Source organism: Bradyrhizobium sp. (genome assembly GCF_030697065.1).
GTDB lineage: Bacteria > Pseudomonadota > Alphaproteobacteria > Rhizobiales > Xanthobacteraceae > Bradyrhizobium.
On the sequence record NZ_JAUYQU010000033.1, the window covers coordinates 1 to 8646 of the forward strand.

At 65.0% G+C, this 8646-nt stretch carries 6 protein-coding genes; 2 read left to right on the forward strand and 4 right to left on the reverse strand.

What is annotated here, in order from left to right:
* Positions 1-335: 335 nt before the first annotated feature.
* Positions 336-1472, reverse strand: a complete 1137-nt coding sequence (locus Q8R73_RS02545) for an acyl-CoA dehydrogenase family protein (protein WP_305717984.1) — start codon at positions 1470-1472, stop codon at positions 336-338.
* Between the two features lie 216 nt (positions 1473-1688).
* Between Q8R73_RS02545 and Q8R73_RS02550 the strand changes: the two genes are divergently transcribed.
* Positions 1689-3233: a long-chain fatty acid--CoA ligase gene (locus tag Q8R73_RS02550; protein WP_305717985.1), complete on the forward strand. Its 1545-nt coding sequence runs from the start codon at positions 1689-1691 to the stop codon at positions 3231-3233.
* Between the two features lie 236 nt (positions 3234-3469).
* Here the strand turns inward: Q8R73_RS02550 and Q8R73_RS02555 are convergent, their stop codons facing one another.
* A complete protein-coding gene (locus tag Q8R73_RS02555; RefSeq protein ID WP_305717986.1) occupies positions 3470-4981 on the reverse strand; it encodes an NAD(P)/FAD-dependent oxidoreductase in 1512 nt (503 codons plus the stop codon).
* A gap of 101 nt (positions 4982-5082) precedes the next feature.
* On the reverse strand, positions 5083-5844 hold the full coding sequence (locus tag Q8R73_RS02560) for a trypsin-like serine protease (protein ID WP_305717987.1): 762 nt from the start codon (positions 5842-5844) through the stop codon (positions 5083-5085).
* A 111-nt stretch (positions 5845-5955) separates the two neighbouring features.
* Here Q8R73_RS02560 and Q8R73_RS02565 point away from each other — a divergent pair, with 111 nt between their 5' ends.
* The gene (locus Q8R73_RS02565) at positions 5956-6588 is read left to right on the forward strand and encodes an HAD-IA family hydrolase (RefSeq protein WP_305717988.1); all 633 of its coding nucleotides are present in this window, start codon (positions 5956-5958) and stop codon (positions 6586-6588) included.
* A gap of 12 nt (positions 6589-6600) precedes the next feature.
* Here the strand turns inward: Q8R73_RS02565 and Q8R73_RS02570 are convergent.
* Positions 6601-8646 (reverse strand): SLC26A/SulP transporter family protein (locus tag Q8R73_RS02570; protein ID WP_305717989.1); only part of this gene is annotated, 2046 nt, incomplete at its 5' end.

Here is an 8646-nt window from a genome sequence, read left to right on the forward strand (position 1 = left end):
ATCTCGGTCGCGATGAACTACTGCAACGTGCTGCGGGCATCTTCGTGGTCGGCGGTGAAGAGCATGTTTCCAGTCCATCCAGTGTCATTCCGGGGCGCTCGCTCAGCGAGCGAACCCGGAATCTCGATCGTCCCAGCTCCAGATTCCGTGTTCGCGCTGACGCGCGCCCCGGAATGACGGCGCCATCTTCTCCCCTCCCCCCGCGAAGCGGTGGGGAGGGGTCAGGGGTGGGGGGTGCTCCCGCAAATTCACTGGCAATCGTGTGCGCTGATAGACCCCCCACCCCCGACCCCTCCCCACCACGCGCAAGGGCGCGTGGGGGGTGGGGAGAAGATTCACAGCCCCATCTGCCGGCTCGCCAGGTCCGTCATGATCTCCTCGCTGCCGCCGCCGATGGCGTTGACCTTGACCTCGCGGTAGATGCGCTCGACCTTGATGCCGCGCATGAAGCCGGCGCCGCCGAAAATCTGCACCGCCTCCGAGGCGCAGAACGCCATGGTCTGCGTCGCCTGGTTCTTCAGCATGCAGATTTCGGCGACCGGGCTTTCGCCGTGGTCGAGCCGCCACGCCAGCATTTCCAGCATCGCCTGCGTCGCCGCCACCTTCTGCGCCATGTCGACCAGTTTGTGCCGGATCACCTGATGCTGCGCCAGCGGCTTTCCAAACGTGTGGCGCTGCTTGGCGTAGGCCGTCGCCTCGTCGAGGCAGACCCGCGCCGCGGCGGTACAGCCGGCTGCCATGGTCAGCCGCTCGCTGTTGAAATTATGCATGATGATCTTGAAGCCCGCGCCCTCTTCGCCGAGCAGGTTGCCGGCGGGAACGCGGCAGTCGTCGAAATGCAGCGTCGCGGTGTCCGACGCCCACCAGCCCATCTTCTTGAGGGAAGTCCGGGACAGTCCCGGCGTATCGCCCTCGATCACCAGCAGGCTGACGCCGCCGGGGCCGGGTCCGCCGGTCCGCACCGCGGTAGTGATATAATCCGCGCGCATGCCCGACGTGATGAATGTCTTCTCGCCGTTGACGACATAATGCTCGCCGTCGCGTCGCGCCGAGGTGCGCAGGTTCGCCACGTCGGAACCTCCGCTCGGCTCGGTGATCGCCAGCGCCGAGATTTTCCTGCCTGAGAGAATTTCCGGCAGCACCCGCGCCTTGAATTCGGCCGTGCCGGCGCGTGCGATCGGCGGCGCGCCGATCGAATTGCTCTTCAGGCTGGCGGAAACGCCGCCGGCGCCGGCCCGCGCCAGTTCCTGAACCGCGACGATCCACATGAAATTGTCGACCTCTGTGCCGCCATATTGCTCGGGAAAGCCGAGGCCCAACAGCCCGATCGCGGCGGCCTTCTCGTAAAGCTCGCGCGGAAACCCGCCGGCCTCGTCCCATTCATGGGCATAGGGCTCGATTTCCTTCTCGACAAAGCGGCGCACCACGTCGCGATAGGCTTCGTGTTCGGCGGTGTAGAATGGGCTCGCCATCCGCTTCGCTCCCGTGGGTCCTGTTGCGGCGCAGGATGCGCCGGAAACGGCTGTCCTAACTTGCGTCGAGTGGCTGGTATGGCGCGGGATCAGGGCAGCACGCAAGGTATCAGCTACTCGACGCAAGACAGAATGCCACTACGCTCGCCAACTGAACGACGCACACAGAATAGATTACCGCGCGGCCTATGACCGCGATACCCCGAGGAGGAAACCTTGCCGGTTCGCCATTACGACTGGATCGCCCATTTCGGCCGCCGGACGCCGGACAAGCCGGCGGTGGTCGACCTCGGCAGCGGACGTCAGTTTTCCTACGCCCAATTCGACAGCAGGATCTCGCGGCTGGCTGCGCATCTGCGCGACCGGCTGCAGGTCGGGCGCGGCGACCGGGTCGCCGTGCTGGCGCTGAACACGACGGATACGCTGGAGCTTCAGTTCGCCTGCGGGCGGATCGGCGCAGTATTCCTGCCGCTGAACATTCGCCTCACCGTGCCGGAGTTGCAGTACATCGTCGGCGACGCCGCACCGGTCCTGATGATTCACGACGCGGAGCTGGCCGAGGCCGCGCTGTCGGTCGCCAGGCTGTGCGGCGTAACCTCCTCGCTGCTGCTGGGACCCGGCGGTTCCTACGAGGCCGCGATCGCGGCGGCACCGCCGCTGGATCGCGCCGAGATCGTCACGCTCGATGACATCTCCACGATCATGTACACCTCGGGCACCACGGGACAGCCCAAAGGCGCGATCATCACCCACGGCATGACGTTCTGGAATTGCGTCAATCTCGGCGGGCCGGCCTATATCTCGCCGTCGACGGTGCTGCTCACCGTGCTGCCGCTGTTCCACACCGGCGGGCTGAATTGCTACACCAATCCGGTGCTGCATGCCGGCGGCACCGTGCTGATCATGCGGGCGTTCGATCCGGGGTTGGCGCTGCAACTGATCAGCGATCCCGCCCGCGGCATCAACCAGTTCTTCGGCGTGCCCTCGATCTACCAGTTCATGGCGCAGCATCCTTCCTTTGCCGGCGCCGACTTCAGCCGCCTTGGTACTGGCGGCGTCGGCGGCGCGCCGATGCCGGTACCGCTTCTGAAAGTGTGGGAAGCACGCGGCGTCGCGCTGCAGCAAGGTTACGGCATGACCGAGACCAGCCCCGCGGTGCTGACGCTCGACAAGGAAGACGCCGCGCGCAAGGCCGGCTCGTCCGGCAAGCCGGTGCTGCACACCGAAGTGCGAATCGTCCGTCCCGACGGATCGGAGGCCGGCGTCGGCGAACTCGGCGAATTGTGGGTGAAGGGGCCGAACATCACGCCGGGCTACTGGAACCGGCCGGACGCCAACAAATCATCATTCACCGACGGCTGGCTGCATACCGGCGACGCCGCGCGGATCGACGACGAAGGGTTCTACTATATCGTCGACCGCTGGAAGGACATGTACATTTCCGGCGGCGAGAACGTCTATCCGGCCGAGGTCGAGAACGTGCTGCACCAGCTCGCTGCAATCGCCGAGGCCGCCGTGATCGGCATTCCCAACGAACAGTGGGGCGAAACCGGCATGGCGATTGTCGCGCTCAAGCCGGGCCACAGCCTCACCGAGGCGGAGATCCACGCGCATTGCGAAGCGAATCTCGCCCGCTTCAAGCGCCCGCGGCTGATACAGTTCGTCGAAGCGCTGCCGCGCAACGCCACCGGCAAAATTCACAAGCCGACCCTGCGGAAGGAATTTGGCGCCGAGAAGGTGACGGATGAGGTCGTCTCGTAAAGGATGCCCACAACAGAAGGGGGAGATCGTCTTCTCCCCTCCTCCCGCGCGCGACGCGCGTGGTGGGGTGGGGTCGGGGGTGGGGGGTGCTTCAGAGATCTCGCGGTCAGAGAAACGCGAAAGTTAGTCAGCAGAACATTGCACCAGTTCGCTGCCAGCCGAATACGCCGATAGACCCCCCACCCCCGACCCCTCCCCGCCACGCGCAAGGGCGCGTGGGAGGAGGGGAGGAGACGCTAATCGTAAACAAACGTCGCTTCGTCGAGATCGATCGCGGGAAACTGGTCCTTCTCGGCCCAGTAGTCCTGGCTGTGCTGCCATTCCGGCGTATCGCCGCGCTTGGGCAAGAGGTGCATGTCGCGCATCAGATATCCCGGATTGAAATTCTCCGGATCGATCCAGGCATGCAGCGGCATGTTGCCTTCCTGCGGCCGCAGCGCGGTCACGACCTTCCTCGCACCCTTCGCCTTCATATGGCCGAGCAAGCGGCAAACGAAGTCGGCGACCAGATCGGTGCGCAACGTCCAGCTGGCGCGGAAATAGCCGAACACCCAGGCCATGTTCGGTATGCCGGTGAACATCATGCCGCGATAGGTGACGGTGTCGGCGAAATCGAGCGGCTTGCCGTCGATCTCGAAGGCGATATCGCCGAGCACATTGAGGTTGAACCCGGTGGCGGTGATGATGATATCGGCCTGCAGCGTCTCGCCGGATTTCAGCAGAATGCCGTCCCTGGTGAAGCGGTCGATCTCGTCGGTGACGACGGACGCTTTGCCGCTCTTGACCGCCTCGAACAGGTCGGCGTCGGGCACAAAGGCGATACGCTGGCGCCACGGCCGGTAGCTCGGGGTGAAGTGCTTCTCGACGATTTCCTCGTTGCCGGGGCCAAGTGCTGCGCGGATGCCGCCGAGCAGTTCCTGCTTGACCTTCTCCGGCTCGGTGAACGAGCGGCGGGTGAACAGATCCTGCTCGAACAGGATCTTGCGCCGCACGATCTCGTGGATCCATTCTTCCTTGACCTGTAGCCGCCGCAGTTCCTCTGCAAGTTCGATGGCGTTGCGGCCGGTGCGGAAATAGGTCGGCGAACGCTGCAGCATGGTGACATGCTCGCATTGGTTCGCGATGTTCGGGATCAGCGTTGCCGCGGTCGCCCCCGAGCCGATCACGACGATGCGCTTGCCTTCGGTCGCAAGGTCTTCGGGCCAGCGCTGCGGATGAACGATGCGGCCCTTGTAATCTTCCATTCCCTTCCATTCCGGCGTGTAGCCCTCGGAATGGCGGTAATAGCCCTGACACATCCAGAGAAAATTGGCAGTAAAGGTCCGCGCCTCACCACTGCCCTGATCGACCGCTTCGATAGTCCATTGCCTGGTCTCGCTGGACCAGCTCGCCGCGTTGATGCGATGGCGGTAGCGGATGTGCCTGGCGAGATCGTTCTCGTCGATCACCTCGCCCATATAGGCGCGAATTTCCGCGGCGGTCGCGATCGGCGGGCCGACCCACGGCTTGAAGCTGTAACCGAACGTGTGCAGGTCGCTGTCGGAGCGGATACCGGGATATTTGTGGGTCCACCAGGTTCCGCCGAAAGTCTCCTGCTCTTCCAGCACGACGAAGCTGGTGTCCGGCAGTTGCTTGGTCAGGTGATAGGCGCTGCCGACGCCGGAGATTCCGGCACCGACGATCAGGACATCGAAATGTTCGACCGCCTGTGCGGCGGACATCGAGCGGAGGGGCGCGGTGATATTCATGCGTTTTAATCTTTGTTTGAACCGATGAAGCGTTTCCTGAAATTTTCTACCGGTCAATCATCGAACAAACAAGGCGATGATTTCCTTGAGCTGCGTCAAACTCACAAGGCTGAACCCCATTGCCGCGCGGTCTGCAGGATCCAGTCGCGGTACAGCGTCAGCGGCGTCACGCCGGTCATGCCGCCGCAGCCGGCGCTGCCGTTCGGGCCGGTCGACCAGCTGACCACGCCGACGATGACAGGGCCGCCCTGCCTGTCCTCGAACACCGGGCCGCCGGAATCGCCGGTGCAGGCGCCGAGCCCGTCGCGCGTCCCCCGACCCACTGGATCGACGAGACGGATCTGCAGCGTGCCGGGCTTGCCGGTCGCAATCAGGCCGGCGACGCGAATGATGCCGCCGCTCCTGCCGTCGCCTCGCATGGTAACGCCGATACCGGCGATGGTGAAGCGGCTGCCGACGACAATCGGAATCTGCGGCGCGCCGACGGCCGATGCCGTCTTGCCCTTGAGCGGGGCATCGAGCCGCAGCATCGCGACATCGGCGGTGGCGCGATGTGCCGTCATCGCCTGCATGTTGAAGCGGGGGTGGATCGCGACGGTCTTCACGTCCTGCAATAGCGGCTGGCGGTCCGCGCCGTATTCGACGATCTTGTAGGTCGCCCCGGGCTGCACGCAATGCGCCGCGGTCAGCACCACTCTTGGCGCGATCAGCGCGCCGGTACAGAAGTTGCCGCGCGATCCGACGATGGTGACGACGGAGCGGCCGACACCGTCGGCCGACGGCGCGCCGCCGCCGACGATCGCATAGGCGGGTGCGGCGAGGACCAGAAACAGACTCGAGATTATCGTGAGCAAGATTTTCATTAGGCAGAAATAGCCTGTACCCGGGTCATCGCCAAGCTTCGATCGGGCTAGCGCCCGCCCGGACGCCGTGTTAGCCGTGCTCCAAATTGCGCTGGCACCGGCAGAAAAACTATGATCGAGGCAGTAATCTGGGATTTTGGCGGCGTGCTCACGACCTCGCCGTTCGAGGCGTTTGCACGGTTCGAGACCGAGCGGGGGCTGCCGGCCGACATCATCCGGCGCACCAACGCCGCCAATCATCTCGAAAACGCCTGGGCGAAATTCGAGCGCGCCGAGGTGGATATCGAGGCTTTCGACCAGCTGTTCGCCGCCGAATCGCTGGCGCTGGGCGCCGAGGTTCGCGGCAGGGAAGTCTTGCCGCTGCTGTCAGGCGATCTGCGGCCCGAAATGGTCGAGGCGCTGACCCGGGTGAAGGCGCGCTTCAAGACCGGATGCATCACCAACAACCTGCCCGCCAACGCGATCGGCAGCCACAGCGGCCGCTCGCTCTACGTTGCCGAGGTAATGGCGCTGTTCGACCACATCATCGAGTCCGCCAAAATCGGCCTGCGCAAGCCGGATCCGCGCATCTATCGGATGATGGTGGAAACGCTCGGCGTCGACCCCAGGCGATGCGTCTATCTCGACGACCTCGGCGTCAACCTGAAGCCGGCGCGCGACATGGGCATGACCACGATCAAGGTGCTCAACGCGCCGCAGGCAATTGCCGAGCTGGAAGCCGCGACAGGACTGGTGCTGCGCTAGCCAGGCGCGACGTCACGTTTCCAGCTGCAGGATCGTCATGTTGGCGTGTCGGATCCGCACGCTCAATTCACGCCCCAGGGCCGACAGCAGCTTGATCGCGATATCCGGCTGCTCCCGGCACAGTACGGCAAAAGATGCCTCGCTCAAGCCGAAGCCGGTGAGATCCTCGTCGACCGTGATGGTGGCCGAGCGCGGACCGCGGTCGAGCAAGGCCAATTCGCCGAGTACCGCGCCAGCCGCGAAAGTAACGAGCCTGATGTCGCCGTCATCATGCCGGAGGTGAACGCTGGCGCGGCCGCGTGTGACGAGATAGAGCGACGAGCCGGGTTCGCCACGCCGGAAAATGACATGGCCGGCCGGCCACGCCACCGGCTCCAGCCAGCCGCGCAGCCGGGCGATCTGGTCGGCACTGAAATCGCCAAGCAGCGGCATGCGGTCGAGCGACAATTCGAGGGACTGCCCGATGTCGGCATTCCGCAGCAGTTCGTCCTCCGCCCATTCGATGGCGCGGTCGATGTCGGGGAACAGCCGATCACCGTGAAAGATATCGCCGAGCCGCGCGGCGGTCTCGGTGCGGCCGGATAAAACAAGCGCCAGCCTGACGTCGCGCGCATCGAGCGCGGCGTCGATATCGCCGAGGATGCGGGCGCCGGTCGAATCGATTTCGGTGACGCGCCGCAGTTCGAGCAACAGGGCCGTCGTCCCCTGCGCGGTCTCGCTGTCGACGATCTGGGCGAGCCGCTCGGCCGTGCCGAAAAACAGGGCGCCCTGCAGTTCAATGACCAGCACCGAAGCGCCCTGGACATGGAGCACCTCCAACTCCGCCGGATCGCGGTAACGCCGTGAACGCACGGTGTCACAGCGATAGGATCTCCTGATGTTGGAGCGGCTCATGCGCACCACGAACAGCAAGATCGCCAGCACGATGCCGATGAACACCGCCAGCACGACGTTGACCGCGATCGACAGCAGCGAGACGAACAGCGAAACACCGAGATCGAGCGCGATGGCGCCGCGCTGCGGTGTGCCTGGTTTGATCAGGCGCGCCGCCAATTGCCTGGTCCAGGGATCGATGTGCTGGATCGCGACCACCATGATGACCGCCGACAGCACCGCGCGCGGGATGTAGGCGAGGACCGGAAACAGCAGCGTCGCCGCCGCCAGCACCGCGAGGGCGTTGACGATCACCGAAAGCCAGCTGCGGGCGCCATAGGCGCGGTTGGCGAGGCTGGGCCCGATATTGATGCCGCTGGTGATGCCGCCAAAACCGGCCGAAATCGCATTGGCAATGCCGAGACGCACCAGCAGGCGATCGTCGCCGGCGCGAAGCTCGCCGGGCTGGCTGCTCAGCTTGGCGCACAACAGCGCGTCGATCGACGCGATGACCGCCAGCGCCAGCGCACCCGACAGGATCACCGACGCCGACTGCGCCAAAGGAGCAACCATCGGCAAGCCGGAGAAATCCACCAGCACGGCGCGCATCGCAGCCGTCGCCGTCAGCGGGCCGATCACCGGCCCCAGCAGGTCGCCGAAGCCGAGAAGCGCGATGGCGTGGTAGGCGATGGTGCCGCAGCCGAGGCCGACCAGCACCGGCGGTACCCTGGTCGAGATCCGGCGCGCGTTCCACATCGCCGCGAAGGTCAACGCGGCGACCACCAGGCTCAATGGCCGGGCCTCGCCGATTGCCGCGAACACGCGGGTAAAGGCAATGTTGCGATCAAAGCCCAGCACGTTGCCGAGTTGCACCAGGAACAGCAGCACCGCGGCCATGTTCTGGAAGCCCGCCATCACGGGATGCGGCGCGAATTTGATCAGAGTGCCCAGGCGCAGCAGTCCGAACAAGGCCTGAAACAGCCCGCCGAGCAGGATGATGGCGAAGAACACCAGCAGCGTAGCGGAGACGTTGGGGGCCGTCGTCGCCGCCGGGTCGCGCTGCAACAGCGAAAACAGCAGCAGACCGAGAAAGAATGTCGTGGTGATGCGCGGCGCATAGATCCGCGTCGAGCGGTCGCCGAGCAGCACGCTGACCACGCCCGCGATCACGGCCGAGATCAGGCC

Bases quoted from the DNA above. Each gene is read 5' to 3' on its own strand.
- Q8R73_RS02545 (WP_305717984.1), bottom strand. From the start codon at position 1,472: ATGGCGAGCCCATTCTACACCGCCGAACACGAAGCCTATCGCGACGTG.
- Q8R73_RS02555 (WP_305717986.1), bottom strand. From the start codon at position 4,981: ATGAATATCACCGCGCCCCTCCGCTCGATGTCCGCCGCACAGGCGGTC.
- Q8R73_RS02560 (WP_305717987.1), bottom strand. From the start codon at position 5,844: ATGAAAATCTTGCTCACGATAATCTCGAGTCTGTTTCTGGTCCTCGCC.
- Q8R73_RS02565 (WP_305717988.1), top strand. From the start codon at position 5,956: ATGATCGAGGCAGTAATCTGGGATTTTGGCGGCGTGCTCACGACCTCG.